This is a genomic window from Peribacillus sp. NPDC097895 (assembly GCF_050277555.1).
Taxonomy (GTDB): domain Bacteria; phylum Bacillota; class Bacilli; order Bacillales; family DSM-1321; genus Peribacillus.
This window is the reverse complement of sequence record NZ_JBNNSH010000002.1, coordinates 535381-552923: the sequence shown is the minus strand read 5'-3', so window position 1 is coordinate 552923 and position 17543 is coordinate 535381. Positions and strand designations below refer to the sequence as shown.

Below are 17543 nucleotides of genomic sequence, written 5' to 3'. Positions count from 1 at the left end.
CCTGGGATGAAGTGGGAGGCCTTTTCCTTGTTTTAATTATTCCCTGAAATGGGTTGATCGACCCCATTGACATCAATGACATTGCTTCCATTCAGACCGTTGGCTGTAAACACGATCGCAGCTGTGTTCCCTGAACCTGAACCGGAGACTGCTTTGGAGGAAGATTTAGGGGAAATGACGGCGCAATCACCGAATAACAGGTTTCCTTCTCCTACATTAAATATTTGAATTGGGCCGATAATGGCTGGCATATGAACTCCTCCTTTTAAAATTAATCGTTGTTGGTCGAATCCTCAATCGGTGTCTCTTCAACGCTTTTAGGAAGCTCCCGTATATGTTTCACTCTTGCTTCCATACGTGCATGCCCGACGTTTCCCACACCAACCACGGATGAGGATGATATCCCGATAATATTGATATTGCCGACACGTATGAAGGGATTCGGATTTGAAAAACTTGTTACGACTGGTTCATTCGATCTCGGGATATAAAGTGGTTTCTTAAAAATGTCATAGTCCTCGAAATGAATATCGACAGAATCGAAAGTTTCACTTTTCTTTTGAACCGCTAAAGCCAGGGAAATTCCGTCAATATATGAAGTATCCCCTATTTGCAGGGTGGAGCAGAATGAGACCGTATCGGATAATAAAGATTTTACTTTTGATATTCTAGAAAACATGTTATTTATCCTTCAGGAGAAAGCGGCACGTATGGCCCGATAATAAGGGATTCCGGCGGGGTATCGAATGCGGAAGATAGTTGGACCGTCTGTACATCCCCTATGAGAAATAAAGCAGAGCTCGCTACACCGGTAATATGAATATCACCTACACAAAGCTGGTGATTGGTTACATTAAACTCCATTTGGATTTCCTCCTGTCTCGGCTTGTGAATGGGTAATGAATTGAATCAATGCAGCTTGAATGTCGGATTTTACCTGTTCCTTGATCTTTTCCTTGACGTTATCACGCTGCTGCGGTGCACGCTCGGCGGCAGAAAGATTATCGAAATACATATTGATTCGTTGATGAAGCTGGCGTTCGACGTCCTGTTTAATGAAGTCGTGATAAGAAGGTTCCAATGATATTTTCAGTTGTGTTTCCGTATCATGGATCATGATTTCCAAGTCTGAAAGAATATCGTTGTGTATTTCCTGGACGACGATTTCCCGGCCTGGAAATAGGTTTGGTGCAGGTTGAACAGGTTGGTTGTTGACGGCAAATTCATCAATGTTATTTAAATCACTGGGATTCAAACCGATATTCAACGTTCCATCCAAAGATTCGACTTTTAATTGATCGAATTTATATTCAATTTTATCAACATGGATGGGCGGTTTATTTTTCAGCTCGGCAAGTTCATCTGTCAGGCGTTTGATTTCGTGTTCAAGTCTCATGATCCGCTTATCTTGGGCTTCTAGAAAATGCTGCATTTGTATGGAATACGAATATAGATCCTGATTCACGACTCAACACCTCACCTTCACCATAAGATAATTTCATATATGACAGTATATGAAAAAGTTGGATGTAGGTGAATGCCTATCAACCAGGGGTAAATGGGACGAAACTGGTTGATGGGGTAACATCAGCTTCAATTTCGGGAGCAGGCTCAGTGAATCCACCGGTATTGGCTAATGTGGAATATGGTTTGATCACCCCGGCACTTCCTATTTGAAAAACGGATGAATTGGCGATGCTTTCAATTTTTATCATATTGATTTGTATGGTCTGGTGAATATTGAAGATCATGCTGACTCCTTTCTGAAAAGCATTAGAGATTTAAGACCAGTGGCTGATCAACACCATCTGTATCATTAGTATTTGTGGTGCTATAGGCATTATAAAGGGATATGGATTCACCCGTATTAAACGAGCCAGCACCTGCAAACGTTTTTGAAGTGGAATATGGACTAATTTTAAAGACGTCACCAATATGGACAACTCCACTGCTACCGACGTTTATGACTTGAACGATTCCTACGATGGCTGGCAAGAAAAATCACCCTTTTTTTATTCTGGTTTTCCCTTTGATCACAGGCGGTGAGCCTACAAAAGGGAGTTTTAATGTATTGTATGTGGACTCATGATTGATGTGATTCATCTGCCTATCAATATATTGTCATATAACCAGTGATGAATATCACTGAATAATAAGACGCTGATATGATCATCCATTCTTACTTTTTTTGATGATTACTGGAAAATACTTCTGATAAAAAGCTTCCCGTTTAACGATAAAGTGTTACTATTATAAAATATTTCAAATTATTATAATTTTCTTTTTTTGATTGGTGGGGAAGGACATTGAGACGTTTTCATTATAGCTGGGTCATATTAATCATCACATTTTTCTCGATTATTGTAGCCGGGATCGTTAGGTCATCATCAGGAGTATTCATCGTACCGTTTGAAAATGAGTTCGAGTGGGATCGGTCCGTCATTTCTTTAGCCTTCGCTATAAGTCTTTTTCTTTATGGATTATCAGGTCCATTCATGGCAGCTCTAATTGAAGTGCTAGGATTAAAGAAAATGATGGTATTGGGCATGTCAACTTTATTGGCAGGGATTTTCCTCACTTTTTTCATGGAGCATGAGTGGCAGCTCATTCTAATTTGGGGAATTATCATTGGATTGGGTTCTGGAGTGTTTTTAACGGTATTGAGCCCATATGTGGCAAATCGTTGGTTCGAGAAGAGGAGGGGGCTGGCGGTCGGGATACTGACGGCAAGTACGGCCACAGGTCAGCTCATTTTACTTCCGATTTTAGCCATCATCATTGAGAATCACTCGTGGAGATGGGCGATTGGATTAATTTTGGTCCTTAGCTTGATCATGCTGGCCATCATCCTTTTATTCATGAAAAACAATCCGAAGGAAGTTGGCACTCTTCCATATGGATTAGAAGAGGAAAGTCAGGAGGCTGGTACAGTCCAAAAGAAGAACCCCATTACCATGGCATTTCAATCATTAATTGAAGCAGTGAGAGTAAAGGAATTCTGGTTATTGGCAGGAAGCTTTTTTATATGTGGACTTTCAACGAGTGGGTTGATCGGGACACATTTCATTTCTTACTGCATTAGCTTTGGATTGCCTGTTGTAACGGCAGCATCCTTGCTATCTTTCATGGGGATCTTTGATCTGATTGGTACAACTGTATCCGGGTGGCTATCCGATCGGTTTGATAACCGTTGGTTGTTGTTTTGGTATTACGGTCTAAGAGGGGCTTCCCTCGTTTTACTTCCTTTTGCACTAAATGAGGGCTCAATCACCCTATTGATCATCTTCTCTGTATTTTACGGATTGGATTGGATAGCAACAGTGCCTCCAACCATTAGCATTTCAAGGCAAGTTTTTGGGGTGGAGAAAAGTGGGATTGTATACGGTTGGATATTCGCGGCCCATCAGGCGGGTGCAGCTGTGGCGGCGTACGGTGGAGGGCTTACATTTAAACTATTCAACTCCTATACATGGGCGTTCTTCCTTGCAGGAATCTTTTGCTTATTGGGCAGCTTGTTTGTCATACTAATAAAAAAGCAAAAAGCGGCTTCAGTGGTTAAAGATGAGGCCATGAGGTTATAAATGCGGTGTTAATATGGATGAAAGCAGGTGAACCGATGAAAGTCACGATGGCACCGTTGCAGGAAAGTAAGCGGATTGTAAGCATCGATGCTTTACGGGGATTAGCCATTTTAGGGATTTTTTTAGTGAATATGCCTTCTTTCCACTCTCCACTCTTGTATATAGATGGTGCAGAACGCTGGTCCGGAGGGTGGGACAGGGTTTTGTTCAGAGTCAGTGATGTTGTTGCACAAGCCAGTTTTTATCCGTTATTTGCGTTTCTGTTCGGTTTTGGTGCCATCATATTAGCTGTAAGGAGTGAGGAAAAGGGCATTTCATTTCCTTTACTATTTACGAAAAGGCTAAGTTTTTTATTGGTACTTGGATGCATTCATGCTTTTTTCATCTGGCATGGGGACATCCTTATTAATTATGCTATATTTGGGTTTGCATTCTTGTTGTTTTATAAGATGAAGGGTAGAAATTTAATTCTGCTAGGCTCATTTTGTTATGTTCTGCCTTTTGCAATATTGGGTTCACTCTTTCTTATCATGGGCATTTTTGATAGTGATGGGGTGGCGATAACGACTGATTCGAAGATGATGAAACAGTCGTTGGAAATTTATCAATCTGGTACATTTACGGAAATAATGAATCAAAGAGCGATAGATTGGTATATGGTGAATAACCCCTTTAATGGCATCATCCTTTTTTTATCGATTTTTCCGTTTTTTTTAATTGGGGCTGGCGTTGCAAAGCAAGGATTTCTCCAAAATCCAAATCAGTATAAGAGTCAAATGAAAGCGATAATGATCGTAAGCTTGCTATTTGGCTTGTCGTTCAAGATTCTTCCATATGTGACGGTTTACCATTTTGGCACAATATTCGTTCAGGATTATTTTGGCGGACCATTACTGACGATGTTTTATATTACGGCCATTACCCTTCTAACTGAAAAGACTGGAGCTCTCCGTCTGTTCCAACCTCTTTCGTGTATTGGAAGGATGTCGATGAGTAATTACTTATTCCAATCCATTATATGTACGTCCATTTTTTACTCATATGGCCTTGGATTATATGGATCAGTCTCTTACACGTCAGGGTTTGTATTCCTTATCGCTTTGTTTTGCCTCCAAATTCTGCTTTCCTTGTTGTGGATGGGGCTGTTTAAATACGGACCGGTTGAATATATATGGCGTTTGGTTACATATGGTAAAAAGCCAGATATGCGAAGGTGAGGACTAGTTGAGAAGAAATTTAAATGGTGTTCATTAAATTGTTGATTTTACCTTAATAGGAGACACCTTAGTTTTGTTTTTTTGTAAAAGCCTATGATATGATGAGAGGGAAACTGAACGAGGGGGCAAATAAATGACTACACACTTGCATATTACAGTTTGGGTTATCGGAATCATTCTTTTCTTTGTCACATATTCGATGCTTAAAAGTGGAAATCCGAAAGCGAAAATACTACATATGATAACGCGCTTATTCTATCTATTGATTTTCCTTACTGGCGGAATGCTGATTACGGATTTTGGTGCTTACGCAGTAAAAATGATTGTTGGTATCATCGTGATTGCCGCGATGGAAATGGTGTTGGTCCGTACGAAAAAAGGGAAAAGCACAAGTGCCATGTGGATATTGTTCATCGTTGCGTTTGTATTCGTCCTTTATTTAGGATTATCCCTGCCACAGGGATTGTACATTTTTTAATAAAGAAATGAAAAGCGGGTAAATGAGGAAATCTCATTTACCCGCTTTTTCAATAGGCTATTGTGAATTCACTTTTTCAATGACGATCCTTTTTCCAGTGTTCAGGGTGAATTCAAAACGATCGTGATCCTTTTTTCCATAAGAAAAATGGTGCTGAACGAGACATATTTGGTTCTCGTTATCAAAGGTGAAGAAGTTCACGCCTGACTGATTTGGGACGGCTCTTAAAAAAGTGAGCTGGTTATAGCTATATATACAATCATAAATAGAAAAATCAAGTGAATTCAAGGTCGTTACAAATTGGAAAAAGGAATCGTCGTTCAATTCTTCCAATAATCGTTCAAAAGAGTAGAGCAGTTTTTTGCGGATCCGAATGGGCTCATTTTCCCTTAAGAAGGTGATTTCCCGGTGAAGCAGGATTTTTCCCTCTTCTTCTACCACTCCTTGCTGCCAGCGCCCACCCCTATAAATTTCAATGATGCCATCAACATAGTCTTCAATGGAGCATGCCTCATCGGTTTCATCATCGAAAAAAATCCATTGTTGATTGATATTTTCCACTGTTCCTTCGGTAAAAGCTCTCGTTTGTCTATTCATTAACTTGGTTCGTTGTTGCTGACTCATACATATACCTCCATAGTGGAATCCTCACCTACTTTTTAGTCAAAATACAATGAAAATATAACTGTATATTTTAAAATATTATGGACAAATAACCATCTTTCCGTCTTTGCATAGGCTATGTTTAACACGGGATTCTTTGCTCAACAATTCATTATCAACGTCGGGCGCTGATGGGCAGGGGTTCTTACGGAATGATACTGATCAATACTTAAATTTTCTTTGCAATGGTCTTCGAATTTAGAAATGAGGGACGGTAAATCTTTTTAAGACAGGGAGCCAATTTTTTTAATAGTCCCGATAGAAAGGATGAAGTGTAAAATGTGTGGGATAACAGGCTGGGTGCATTTTCAAAAAGATTTACGGACAGAAACGAAAACACTAGAAAACATGACGAAAACGTTGGCAAAGCGGGGTCCAGACGAAGATAATGTTTGGAGCGAAGCCCATGTTGCCTTTGGTCATAAACGGTTAACGGTTGTCGATGCGGAAGGCGGAAAACAGCCGATGACGAAAAATCACAAAAACGGCAGATATACACTTTGTTATAATGGAGAGCTATATAACACCGATGATATTCGTAAACAGCTATTATTAAAAGGATATTCCTTTAACGGTCATTCTGATACAGAAGTTTTACTAACTTCTTATATAGAATGGAAAGAAAAATGCGTAGACCTGTTCAATGGGATTTTTGCGTTTGCTATTTGGGATGAAAAGGAGCAGAAATTATTCGTTGGAAGGGATCGGATGGGCGTAAAGCCATTCTTTTACGCGGAAAGGGACGGGGGGTTCATTTTTGGATCGGAATTGAAGTCGATTCTAGCCCATCCAGATGTTAAAACGGAGATTGATCGTGAAGGGCTGTCTGAAGTTTTTGGTGTTGGTCCATCCCGAAAGCCTGGTTCAGGTGTATTTCATAATATCCAGGAATTAAGGCCAGCCCATGCACTTACCTTATCAAGGAAAGGCCTCCGAATCTGGAGATATTGGAATGTTAAAAGTGAAGAACATCATGATACCCTCGATGAAACGGCCGAGAAGGTCCGCTTCCTTGTCGAAGATGCAGTGACGCGGCAACTTGTATCAGATGTTCCCCTTTGTACCTTCTTATCAGGAGGGCTTGACTCAAGCGCGATTACGGCCATTGCTGCAAACGCGTATCAAAAAGAAGGGAAAGGGCAGCTTCATACGTATTCCATTGATTATGAAGATAATGAGCGTTATTTTAAGGCAAATGATTTTCAGCCTAACTCTGATGGGCATTGGATTAAAAAGATGTCGGATACCTTTAACACGGTACACCATTCATCAATTATCACTCAAGAGCAATTAACGGATTATTTAACAGAAGCTGTTCTTGTAAGAGACCTCCCCGGCATGGCAGACGTGGACTCTTCATTACTTTGGTTTTGTAAGGAAATCAAGCAGGATTTTGTCGTGGGCCTATCCGGTGAGTGTGCCGACGAAATTTTCGGCGGATATCCATGGTTTCATCGTGAAGATGATTTGAATCGTGCTGGGTTTCCTTGGATGAGATCGACCCAGGAGCGGGTATCTTTATTGAAATCTGGATGGCGTGAGAAATTGAAGTTGGAAGAATACGCGCAGGAAGCCTATTTGACAACCCTCGCAGAAACGCCAAAGTTGGAAGGGGAAAACGGTGTTGCAGCTAAACGCCGGGAGCTTTTCTACGTGAATTTATTATGGTTCATGACTACGCTTCTTGACCGGAAGGACCGGATGAGTATGGGGGCCAGTTTAGAGGTCCGTGTGCCATTTGCCGATCATCGCCTTGTGGAATATGCGTGGAACATACCTTGGGAAATGAAAATGGAGGGCAATCGTGAAAAGGGTATACTGAGGAAAGCGTTGGAGGGGCTGTTACCGGATGAGGTATTGTATAGGAAAAAAAGTCCATATCCCAAAACTCATAACCCTATATATACAGACCGTGTGCAGGGATGGTTAAAAGACTTACTCAAGGACAAAAATTCGGTCCTGCATGAGTTTTTCGATAAACAGAAGCTAACGGATATTGTCGATTCCAAAGGTGCCGCCTTTAAAGTGCCCTGGTTCGGGCAATTGATGTCGGGTCCTCAGTTACTGGCTCACTTGGCACAAACCCACGTGTGGTTCAAAGAATATGATATCCAAATAATAGATTGAAAAAAAACGGGGCAGGATAAAAATCTTTGCCCCGTTTTCCTTTTCTCAATGATTGAATGCGATAATTTTATATTGATAGCCATCCAGTGCAAATTGGCCTTCCTGCGTTGTTTCCTTTGTTCTTAAATCCGTTAGTTTACGCCCTTTCAAGTCCAAAGGGAGGGTGAAGGATTGCTTGACATCCGTCGGATTAATCAGGATCACGACAGATCGTTCTCCGTTATATTTTTGGTAGGCAACGATACTTTCGTTTCCGGCTGTATCAAGGAATTTGAACTTGCCGTCATTTGCAAGTAATCGTTCTTCTTTTCGTAATTTGATCAATGCCTTAATTTCATTGAAAAGCTCGGCATTTTGTTTTTCATCATCCCAGACCATACATTTTCGGCAACCTGGATCCATGCCTCCGGTCAAGCCGATTTCATCTCCATAGTAAATACAGGGACTGCCATTGAAAGTCAAGAGGATTGCATGGATGAGCTTGGCCCGAGCTAGATCTTCCCCACAATCCGTGAAAATCCGGGGGGTATCATGACTTCCGAGAAGGTTGAACGTCACGTCAAAAACATTGGTCGGGTAACTTTGGTAAATGGCTGTCATTTCTTCGATAAACGTGCGGGCATTAATGGTTTGTGAAGCGACCAGGCGAAATACTTGGTTGGTAAAAGGATAATTCATGACAGCATCAAACTGATCGCCGCGAAGCCATGGCATGGAATCATGCCAAATTTCACCAAGAATATAAAAATCAGGCTTTAAATTTTTAACCGTCGTTCTAAATTCACGCCAGAATGGTTGGTCCACTTCATTGGCCACATCCAATCGCCAGGCATCAATATCGAACTCCTTGATCCAATAGGCTGAGACTTCGAGCAGATATTCTTTCACCTCTGGATTTGCTGTATTCAATTTTGGCATCGATTCAAAGAAACCGAATGTTTCATAATTTGGCCTTTCCCCTCCTTTTAGAGGAAAGCTGTGTGGATGGAACCAATCCTTATATTTCGAATTCTCTCCTTTTTCGAGTAAATCCTGAAAAGGGGGGAAATAGAAGCCACTATGGTTAAATACGGCATCCAGCATGACGCGGATATTCCGTTTATGGCATTCATTTATTAGTGCTTTCAATGTTTCCTTCGACCCGAATTGCGGATCAATTTCCCGATAATCAATCGTATCGTATTTGTGATTTGAGTATGCGTGGAAGATTGGCGTAAAATAGATCCCGTTAATGCCAAGCCCTTCTAAATAATCTAAATGTTCAATGATTCCTTCGAAGTCCCCGCCAAAAAAATTATCAACGGTCGGTTCCTCACTACCCCAAGGTTTTGTACCTTCTGGATCGTTGTCAGGGTTGCCATTGGCAAATCGTTCGGGAAAAATTTGATACCAAATTGTATCTTTGACCCATTCAGGTGCTCCGAATACTTCGTTTTGATGAAGGTAAGGGATGGCGAAATAGCTCCCGGGATCTCTTGGAGGTTCTTTAAAAAAGCCTTTTTCCGTGTAAGTGGCACTTTCACCTTCTGAGATGACTTTGAACCCATATCGAATTCTTCGGTAGGGAGGCTTCACATAAATATGCCAATAGTCATAATGGGTATCGCTGCCGGATAAACTCATCGGCTGTTCCTCGTACTGCCATTGTCCATTATCTGATATATATGGATCCCCAAAAATCAATCCAGCCGATGAGATATCTTGTTTTTTCGTGCGAAGTCTGATATGTAGGGTTTCGTTGTTGATGGTATAGGCGTAATTGTCATTAGGTCTATGGTGCATGGAAGAAAATTCCATTAAAAACCACTCCAATTCTATAAGTGTATTTTGGGGAAGTGAAATTGAAAATGGGAACTTCAGGCTGTTTTTGGGAGGGTGTTCTCTATGTAGTTGAAATTAGCCTGGATTAACTGTTTTTTTCAATATGGTTATATACCCAATTCTTATTGAAGGAAGCACCTATTAACTAAAAAATAACAAAAAGTATTCATCACTACAAGGAAATAAATACGTTGAGGAAAATGTTGTAAAAATCAAAGGCGCTCATATAATGATAACAATAGCTTTGGTATCGCTTTCATGAATGGAGATTTATTTGGTTTCCTGAACTGACAAACAGTATTGTAAACAATTTGGTGCTTTTGGACATGATAGAATAAACATTTTAAAAAGGAGAATGAAAGTGAAGAAGCTGATTTTTCATTTGTTCATGTCCATGTTCCTGATCATTATTGTAAGTGCTTGTGGATCCAGTTCGGATTTGGAAAATAAAGTCGTTAAGGAAAATAAGAAAATCGACAATGAAGCCAGCCATGAGGCGAAGCCGGAAAAATTAATCATTTGGGAGGAAAAAGGTAAAGCAGAGGCTCTTAAGCCTGTGATTGAATCATTTGAAAAAGAATATGGAATCAAAGTTGAGTATGAAGAGATAGAATTAGCTAACGAGATGTATGATCGACTTCGTCGGGATGGACCAATCGGAAACGGAAAGGCCCCGGATGTCGTAACTTTTTCTCATGAAAAAGTTGGGCAAATCGTGAAAGAAGGCCTGATTCAGGAAGTGAAGGTGAATGATGATGTATTAAATGCCTTCAGTGAATCCTCAATCAGGGGGGAAATGTATCAAGATAAGGTATTTGGATTGCCGAAATCCGTAAACACATCCGTTTTTATTTACAATAAAAAGTTAATGGCTAAAGCTCCTGAAACTATGAATGATCTTTATGTAATGGCAAAGAAATTAAGAAAAGGAAAAGTGTATGGTTACTATGCCAAATGGAATGATTTTCATGATGCTTATGGAGTCATGGCTGGAATGGGAGGTTATATATTTAGAGATAAGGATGGAAATCTAGACCCTTCGGACATTGGTTTAAATAATGAGAGTGCCATAAAAGGGGCGAGGTACATCCAAAAATGGTATAAAGCGGATTTGATTCCAACAGGCGACAAGTCAGCGATCGAAAAGATGTTTAGTCAAGGGCAATTGGCTTCTTTCTTGAGTGACGGTAACTCGTTTTCCGAGAGAACGGATATAGGAATTGCCCCTCTGCCTGAATTATCTAATGGTCAGCCGATGAAAACGTTGTTGGAAATCAAAGGCTGGCATGTAACAGCGTTCACAAAACACCCTTACTGGTCCACCAAGTTAGTGGAATATATGACAAACGACGACCATGCTATGCAGCGCTTTGAAAAAACAGGGGAAATCCCTCCAAATAAATCAATCAAACACAATGCAGCCTTCAATGAAAATGAAAATGCACAAGCCTTAAGCATACAATTACAATACGCTGAACCAGTGCCGAATATTCCGGAAATGAATAAAGTGTGGGGCCCGATGAATTCTGCCATGGATGAGATTTCCACTGAAAAAGCAAACCCAAAAAGGGCATTGGATAAAGCGGTGAAGACGATAAAAGAGGATCTTTAATCGCGTTTTGTTTTTTCCATTTCATTAACCGTCATCGATATCTCCAATTTGTCCCTTTAGTGTAAAGTTTTTTATAATTTGGATTTGACCTTAAGGGGGCAAAAGGCTAATCTTAAAGGCGTAAAGAGATAGCTAGGAGGAGAGCGGATATGAGAAAAAGAGTGTTATCACTCGCTTTAATTCCGTTGCTTCTTTTTTACGCCATTCCAGTAGGAGCAGCTGAAAAAGAACAACGAACTTGGAAGGACGAAATCGTATATTCATTATTGGTCGACCGATTTTTCGATGGCAATATACACAATAATGGAGACGCGGATGTGAATGACCCTTCTGCGTTTAATGGTGGGGATTTTGAAGGTGTCACGAAGAAACTAGATTATTTAAAAGATATGGGTTATACCGCTATCATCCTTTCACCGATTTTTGCTAATGAAGATAATGGCTATCATGGGGATTGGGTGACCGATTTTTATAAGACAGATAAACACTATGGGACGATTAAAGAATTTAAAAAACTCGTGAATGAGGCACATAATCGCGATATGAAAGTGATCATTGATTTTCAAGCCAATAATGTGGGACCTAATTCAGCTTGGCTGAACGATCATGATAAAGAGAATTGGTTCCATGAAGAAAAAAAGATTTCCAAGGATTCTAATCAAAAGGATTTGGAAACAGGCTGGGTCGATGGACTTCCGGATTTAAATCAAGACAATGAGGAAACCCGGACATATATACTTGATGCTGCCAAATGGTGGATAACTGAAACGAATATCGATGGATACCGTTTAAATAAAGTCCAATACGTAGCAAAAGATTTTTGGAAGGAATTCGTGGATGCAGTCAAATCTGAAAAATCAAATTTCTATACAATAGGCGATGTTCAAGGGGATGCCGAATTGATATCAAGCTACAAGGAGACAGGGATCGATGCTTTTATGGCTTATCCACAAAATGTGGAGTTACGGAAAGCATTTGCTGCTCCCGATAAAGAATTGAAGCCAGTGTTTAAAGCGTTTACGAAGAGTGAAGATGAATTTGGAGGAAGTACTCCTCAGGCATTGTTCATGGACACTCAAGGTATGCCCCGTTTTACAAAGGATGCAGCCGATCATAATGAAAACCCAGGTTCCAGATGGAAGATGGCGTTGTCATATCTTTATACGATGCCGGGAGTGCCAATCGTATTTTATGGATCGGAAATTGCATTAAATGGCGACATTGCCCCGGATAATCATAAATTGATGAATTTTAAGACAGAACAGGAATTGGTGGAATATATTACAAAGCTCTCAGATCTTAGAGACATGTACCCTGCTTTGACAAAAGGGGATGTGGAGCTTTTATATGAGAAGGGCGGAACTTCGGTATTCAAGCGTGTTTATGGTGATGAAACGATTGTCGTCACGATGAATAATACGACTGAAACCCAAACGATTAATCTTACTGAAAAAGAACTTGAAAAGAATAAAGAGTTGAGAGGTATGCTGAATGGGGATCTGGTCCGCAGTAAGGACAACAGCTACTCTATCGTAATTGACAGGGAGACGACAGAAATCTACACACTGTCACCTAAGTCGATTATTAATATTCCTTACCTGTTAGTTATAGGATTGGTTCTTCTTATTTTTGGTATATTCATTGCTTTGGTTATTAAGCGTTCAAAACGGAACCAACCAAAATAATCATATACCTCTCGATTGTCGGTAGCCGCCAAACATTGTCCCTAAGGCTTTGTGGAAAACAGGATCGGGAGGTTATAGCATGAATAAGACCTGGTGGAAAGAAGCGGTTTGCTATCAAATTTACCCGCGCAGCTTCATGGATAGTAATGGTGATGGAGTCGGAGATATAAAAGGATTGATTTCGAAGCTGGACTATCTGCAGGATTTAGGGATAGACGTTATTTGGATTTGTCCATTTTATAAGTCACCCAATGCTGATAATGGCTATGACATTAGTGATTATCAAGCAGTTTCAGATGAATTCGGCTCGATCGAAGATATTGATCTGTTATTGAAGGATGTTCACGGTCGTGGGATGAAGGTGATACTCGATCTTGTTTTGAATCATACAAGTGATGAGCACCCCTGGTTCGTCGAGTCGCGTTCTTCCCGTGATAATCCGAAACGGGATTGGTATATATGGAGGGATGGGCAGGACGGTCGTGAGCCTAATAATTGGGAAAGTATCTTTTCCGGAAGTGCCTGGAAATTCGATGAAAAGACCAATCAATACTATTTACATTTATTTGCCGAAAAGCAGCCAGACTTAAACTGGAAAAATACTAATGTACGACACGCATTATATGAAATGGTCAATTGGTGGCTCGATAAGGGAATCGATGGCTTCCGGATTGATGCGATCACGCATATTCATAAGCGTGAAGGGCTGCCGGATATGCCCAATCCTTATTGGCATCAGTATGTACCTGCGTTTGAAATGCACACCAATCAGGATGGGATTCTGGATTACCTGCAGGAGTTAAAAGAAGAGACATTCTCTAAGTACGATATCATGACGGTCGGTGAGGCCAATGGCGTCCGGATTGAGCAGGCGGAAGAATGGGTTGGGGAATCGAATGGGAAATTCAATATGATATTTCAATTTGAACATCTTGGGCTTTGGAATAGGGGACAGAATCACGATGTTGATGTTCAGGGGTTAAAGCGTACAATGACGAAATGGCAAAAGGGGCTGAAAAACAAAGGATGGAATGCCTTGTTTTTTGAAAATCATGACCAGCCTAGGAGTGTATCCACCTGGGGAAATGACCATCAATATTGGTTGGAAAGCGCAAAAATGATTGGGGCACTATATTTTTTCATGCAAGGGACACCTTTTATTTATCAAGGTCAGGAAATAGGTATGACGAATGTCCAATTTGATTCAATTGATGATTATGATGATGTTGGAATGAAAAACTTTTACCGGATTGAGACTTCCAAAGGTCGTCCCCATGATGAGATCATGCACATAATATGGCATAGCGGCCGTGATAATTCAAGAACACCGATGCAATGGAATAATAAGGAAAATAGTGGATTTACAAACGGAACGCCTTGGATGAAGGTTAATTCCAATTATCGGGCCATTAATGTTGAACAGCAGAAGAATGACCCGTCATCCATTTATCATTTTTATAAAAAGATGATTGAACTTCGAAAAAAACATCAGGTCCTTGTTTATGGGGAATATGAATTATTATGGGAAGATCACCCTGAAATTTATATTTATACAAGAAACATGAATGAAAATTCAGTGATGGTAGTGTGTAACTTTAGTGTGAATCACCACCAAATCGACCTTTCCTATTGGGGGGGAATGGAACTTTTGCTAGCGAATTATGAAGAGTGTCCTGAGGGGTCCCTTATTGATTTACGTCCATATGAAACGAGGATTTATCGTTATTGAACTGTAAATCACTTCTATGGATTAGATTGAATTTCAGCAAAAGACCTGTGTAGTTAGTCGTCTGACTTCTTGATTCCCAATAGACCTTCCGTTTTTTAGAAGCTGATCCAACATCAGCTTCTTTTTGATTTTAAAAAAAGAACAAGAAAACGGAAAAGTATGTATTTTCTGAAAAATTCAACAAACATTAAAAAAAGTATGGATATAACTATTGAACTGAGTGTATTATGAATACGTACAAATGTATAAATATAAAATATATTAGAGAAGTGTTTATTGGTATTCACCTTATTATGAATGAAGTCAATAAAGGCTAAAGAAGGGAGAGGGGAAGTGCATGGCCATCACGATAAAAGATGTGGCACAGCTGGCGAAGGTTGCTCCTTCGACAGTTTCTCGGGTGATTGCAAATAATCCTCGGATAAGTGAAAAAACAAAGGTACGAGTGCGTAAGGCTATGGAAAAGTTAGGTTACCACCCGAATTTCATCGCGCGCAGTCTTGCTAATCAGTCAACAAGGATCATTGGCTTGGTTCTTCCAAGTTCGTCAAATGATTATTATCAAAATCCTTTTTTTCCTACAATTCTCCAGGGGCTTAGTGAAGGGGCCCAGGAAAACCACTATTCACTATTGCTGGGCACGGGAAAAACAGAAGATGAAATCTACGAAGGGGTCGTCAATATGGTGCAGGGGGGGATGGTTGATGGCATAATCCTGATGTATTCAAGGATGAACGATCAAATTCTGACCTATTTGAGAGCAAGGGATTTTCCTTTTGTCATCATTGGAAAACCCTATGATTTTATCGAGGAGATAACATATGTCGATAATGATAATGTTCTGGCAGCCGAACAGGCAACGGATTACCTCATTCAGCTAGGTCACGAAAGGATTGGATTCATCGGCGGCGATGTAACCCTTGTTATGACACTCGATCGCTTATTAGGATTCGAACGTGCATTAAAAAGGGGTGGAATCGTTCCTAGAAGTGAATATATCTTGCACGAAGACCTACTGCATGAAGGCGGACAAGCAGCTGCGAAAAGATTACTAACCATCGATGAACCACCAACCGCATTGGTGGTCAGTGATGATCTTATGGCTCTTGGCATCGTGCATTCTCTTCGCGAGATGGGTGTACGCACTCCAGAAGAAATGTCCATCGTCAGCTTCAATAATGTTCTTTTTTCTGAACTATCATTACCTGCCCTGACTTCAGTTGATATTAATATCTTCGATTTAGGATATCAGGCCGCTAAGGGAATCATTCAGATGCTGCAAACTGGGGATACTCCTTCTGGGTCAATCATTCCGCATCATTTCGTGGAAAGGCATTCTTGCAGATCAATCAAGCAAGGGTCGATGGCCATGTCTTATTAATCAAAAGGGCATTGCATGAAAAGTAATGCTTTTTTGCTAGAATTGTAGACTGAATCTTTTGAATGAGAACCGTTCGTTCGAGGCCTGTTTGGAAGTGTCCGGCATGCACCGACGAATTCACAAGGTATCCAAAGTCTAATCGTATGGTAAAATGCATAAACAGGAGTTCCAAAGCAGATTACCAGTAAATAATCTGTTTCATCAACAAACGGTGAACCAAATTTTGACATCACTCCTTTCCATACTTCTTATTATATTTCCGTGTTAACCGTCACTAGAAAAAAAAGCAGTGGATTTCAATATTTGAAATCCACTGCTTTTTTCGTTCATTTTTATCCGTTTACAACGGTACCGCCGTTTACATGGATGACTTGTCCGCTGACATAGGATGAATCATCACTTGCCAAATATACATAGGCCGGTGCTAATTCCTCTGGCTGCCCTGCGCGGCCCATTGGAGTATCCTGTCCGAATTTGGCAACATCCTCTTCACCGAATGAGGCAGGAATCAATGGTGTCCAGATTGGGCCTGGCGCAACACCGTTCACTCTGATTCCATCTTTTGAAATGGAGTTAGAAAGAGCTCTCGTGAATGCCAGTATTGCACCTTTTGTTGAAGAGTAATCGATTAGTTTTGGGTTGCCCTGATAGGCAGTGATGGAGGTTGTATTAATGATGCTGCTTCCTTTTTTCAGGTGCTTCAATGCAGCTTTGGTTAAGTGGAACATCGAAAAAATATTCGTGCGGAACGTTTTTTCCAATTGTTCAGCTGAAATGTCAAGGATACTTGTCTGCACATGCTGTTCTCCGGCGTTGTTGACTAGAATGTCCAACCCGCCGAATTCAGCAACGGTTTTTTTGACGACATCTTGGCAGAAGGCTTCATTACCGATATCCCCGGAAATGAGTAAACATTTCTGGCCTTCTTTTTCGATCAATTCTTTTGTCGCTTTGGCATCCTCGTGTTCATCCAAGTATGCAACGGTCACATTCGCTCCTTCTTTTGCGTAATAAATGGCAACCGATTTACCGATCCCGCTATCTCCTCCTGTTATGATTGCCGTTTTACCTTTTAGTTTGCCACTACCTTTGTAGGTTGCTTTAACTGAATCAGGGTTCGGTTCCATTTTTGTTTCCACTCCAGGTTGATGCTGTTGATGTTGGGGTGGAAATCCTTGTTTGTTCTGGTTTTGGTTTTGAGTAGTCAAGATTAAAACGCCTCCTGTTTAATTATCTACGCTTTTTCTAT

17 protein-coding genes are annotated in these 17543 nt (G+C 40.5%); 8 read left to right on the top strand and 9 right to left on the bottom strand.

The window, feature by feature from the left end; genetic code table 11:
* Nucleotides 1-32: 32 nt before the first annotated feature.
* The 6 genes from ACQKMH_RS14035 to ACQKMH_RS14010 all read right to left on the bottom strand — a co-directional run bounded on the left by ACQKMH_RS14035 (nt 33) and on the right by ACQKMH_RS14010 (nt 1995).
* Nucleotides 33-251, bottom strand: coding sequence for a spore germination protein (locus ACQKMH_RS14035; protein ID WP_427588124.1), 219 nt, complete (start codon nt 249-251; stop codon nt 33-35).
* A gap of 20 nt (nt 252-271) precedes the next feature.
* Complete coding sequence (locus ACQKMH_RS14030; protein ID WP_427588123.1) at nt 272-679, bottom strand: spore germination protein GerPE; 408 nt, start codon at nt 677-679, stop codon at nt 272-274.
* Between the two features lie 5 nt (nt 680-684).
* On the bottom strand, nt 685-864 hold the full coding sequence (locus ACQKMH_RS14025; RefSeq protein WP_427588122.1) for a spore gernimation protein GerPD: 180 nt from the start codon (nt 862-864) through the stop codon (nt 685-687).
* Nucleotides 854-1465, bottom strand: a complete 612-nt coding sequence (gene gerPC / locus ACQKMH_RS14020; RefSeq protein WP_427588121.1) for a spore germination protein GerPC — start codon at nt 1463-1465, stop codon at nt 854-856. The genes ACQKMH_RS14025 and gerPC overlap by 11 nt, the downstream gene beginning before the upstream one ends.
* Before the next feature lie 79 nt (nt 1466-1544).
* Nucleotides 1545-1751: a spore germination protein GerPB gene (locus ACQKMH_RS14015; RefSeq protein WP_427588120.1), complete on the bottom strand. Its 207-nt coding sequence runs from the start codon at nt 1749-1751 to the stop codon at nt 1545-1547.
* Nucleotides 1752-1773: 22 nt separating this feature from the next.
* Nucleotides 1774-1995, bottom strand: coding sequence for a spore germination protein (locus ACQKMH_RS14010; protein ID WP_427588119.1), 222 nt, complete (start codon nt 1993-1995; stop codon nt 1774-1776).
* Nucleotides 1996-2306: 311 nt separating this feature from the next.
* Here ACQKMH_RS14010 and ACQKMH_RS14005 point away from each other — a divergent pair, with 311 nt between their 5' ends.
* The 3 genes from ACQKMH_RS14005 (at nt 2307) to ACQKMH_RS13995 (ending at nt 5276) form a co-directional block, all read left to right on the top strand.
* Nucleotides 2307-3581: an MFS transporter gene (locus ACQKMH_RS14005; RefSeq protein WP_427588118.1), complete on the top strand. Its 1275-nt coding sequence runs from the start codon at nt 2307-2309 to the stop codon at nt 3579-3581.
* 17 nt (nt 3582-3598) lie between these two features.
* Complete coding sequence (locus ACQKMH_RS14000) at nt 3599-4798, top strand: DUF418 domain-containing protein (RefSeq protein WP_427588117.1); 1200 nt, start codon at nt 3599-3601, stop codon at nt 4796-4798.
* A gap of 133 nt (nt 4799-4931) precedes the next feature.
* Nucleotides 4932-5276 (top strand): YisL family protein, encoded by a 345-nt coding sequence (locus ACQKMH_RS13995; protein WP_427588116.1) that lies wholly within the window; start codon nt 4932-4934, stop codon nt 5274-5276.
* 57 nt (nt 5277-5333) lie between these two features.
* Here ACQKMH_RS13995 and ACQKMH_RS13990 read toward each other — a convergent pair whose 3' ends face one another.
* Nucleotides 5334-5900 (bottom strand): DUF2777 domain-containing protein, encoded by a 567-nt coding sequence (locus ACQKMH_RS13990; RefSeq protein ID WP_427588115.1) that lies wholly within the window; start codon nt 5898-5900, stop codon nt 5334-5336.
* 318 nt (nt 5901-6218) lie between these two features.
* Here ACQKMH_RS13990 and asnB point away from each other — a divergent pair, with 318 nt between their 5' ends.
* Nucleotides 6219-8066, top strand: a complete 1848-nt coding sequence (asnB, locus tag ACQKMH_RS13985; protein ID WP_427588114.1) for an asparagine synthase (glutamine-hydrolyzing) — start codon at nt 6219-6221, stop codon at nt 8064-8066.
* A gap of 45 nt (nt 8067-8111) precedes the next feature.
* On the opposite strand, the gene ACQKMH_RS13980 is transcribed toward asnB, so the two are convergent.
* On the bottom strand, nt 8112-9863 hold the full coding sequence (locus ACQKMH_RS13980) for a glycoside hydrolase family 13 protein (protein WP_427588113.1): 1752 nt from the start codon (nt 9861-9863) through the stop codon (nt 8112-8114).
* A gap of 379 nt (nt 9864-10242) precedes the next feature.
* On the opposite strand from ACQKMH_RS13980, the gene ACQKMH_RS13975 reads away from it, so the two are divergent.
* The 4 genes from ACQKMH_RS13975 to ACQKMH_RS13960 all read left to right on the top strand — a co-directional run bounded on the left by ACQKMH_RS13975 (nt 10243) and on the right by ACQKMH_RS13960 (nt 16294).
* Nucleotides 10243-11499, top strand: a complete 1257-nt coding sequence (locus tag ACQKMH_RS13975; RefSeq protein WP_427588112.1) for an extracellular solute-binding protein — start codon at nt 10243-10245, stop codon at nt 11497-11499.
* A gap of 149 nt (nt 11500-11648) precedes the next feature.
* Complete coding sequence (locus tag ACQKMH_RS13970; RefSeq protein WP_427588111.1) at nt 11649-13184, top strand: alpha-amylase family glycosyl hydrolase; 1536 nt, start codon at nt 11649-11651, stop codon at nt 13182-13184.
* A 79-nt stretch (nt 13185-13263) separates the two neighbouring features.
* Nucleotides 13264-14913, top strand: a complete 1650-nt coding sequence (locus tag ACQKMH_RS13965; RefSeq protein WP_427588110.1) for a glycoside hydrolase family 13 protein — start codon at nt 13264-13266, stop codon at nt 14911-14913.
* A gap of 337 nt (nt 14914-15250) precedes the next feature.
* Nucleotides 15251-16294 carry a LacI family DNA-binding transcriptional regulator gene (locus ACQKMH_RS13960; RefSeq protein ID WP_427588109.1) on the top strand — a complete coding sequence of 348 codons (1044 nt, stop codon included), beginning with the start codon at nt 15251-15253 and terminating at the stop codon, nt 16292-16294.
* 332 nt (nt 16295-16626) lie between these two features.
* Here the strand turns inward: ACQKMH_RS13960 and ACQKMH_RS13955 are convergent, their stop codons facing one another.
* Nucleotides 16627-17502 (bottom strand): SDR family oxidoreductase, encoded by an 876-nt coding sequence (locus tag ACQKMH_RS13955; RefSeq protein ID WP_427588108.1) that lies wholly within the window; start codon nt 17500-17502, stop codon nt 16627-16629.
* Between the last annotated feature and the right edge of the window lie 41 nt (nt 17503-17543).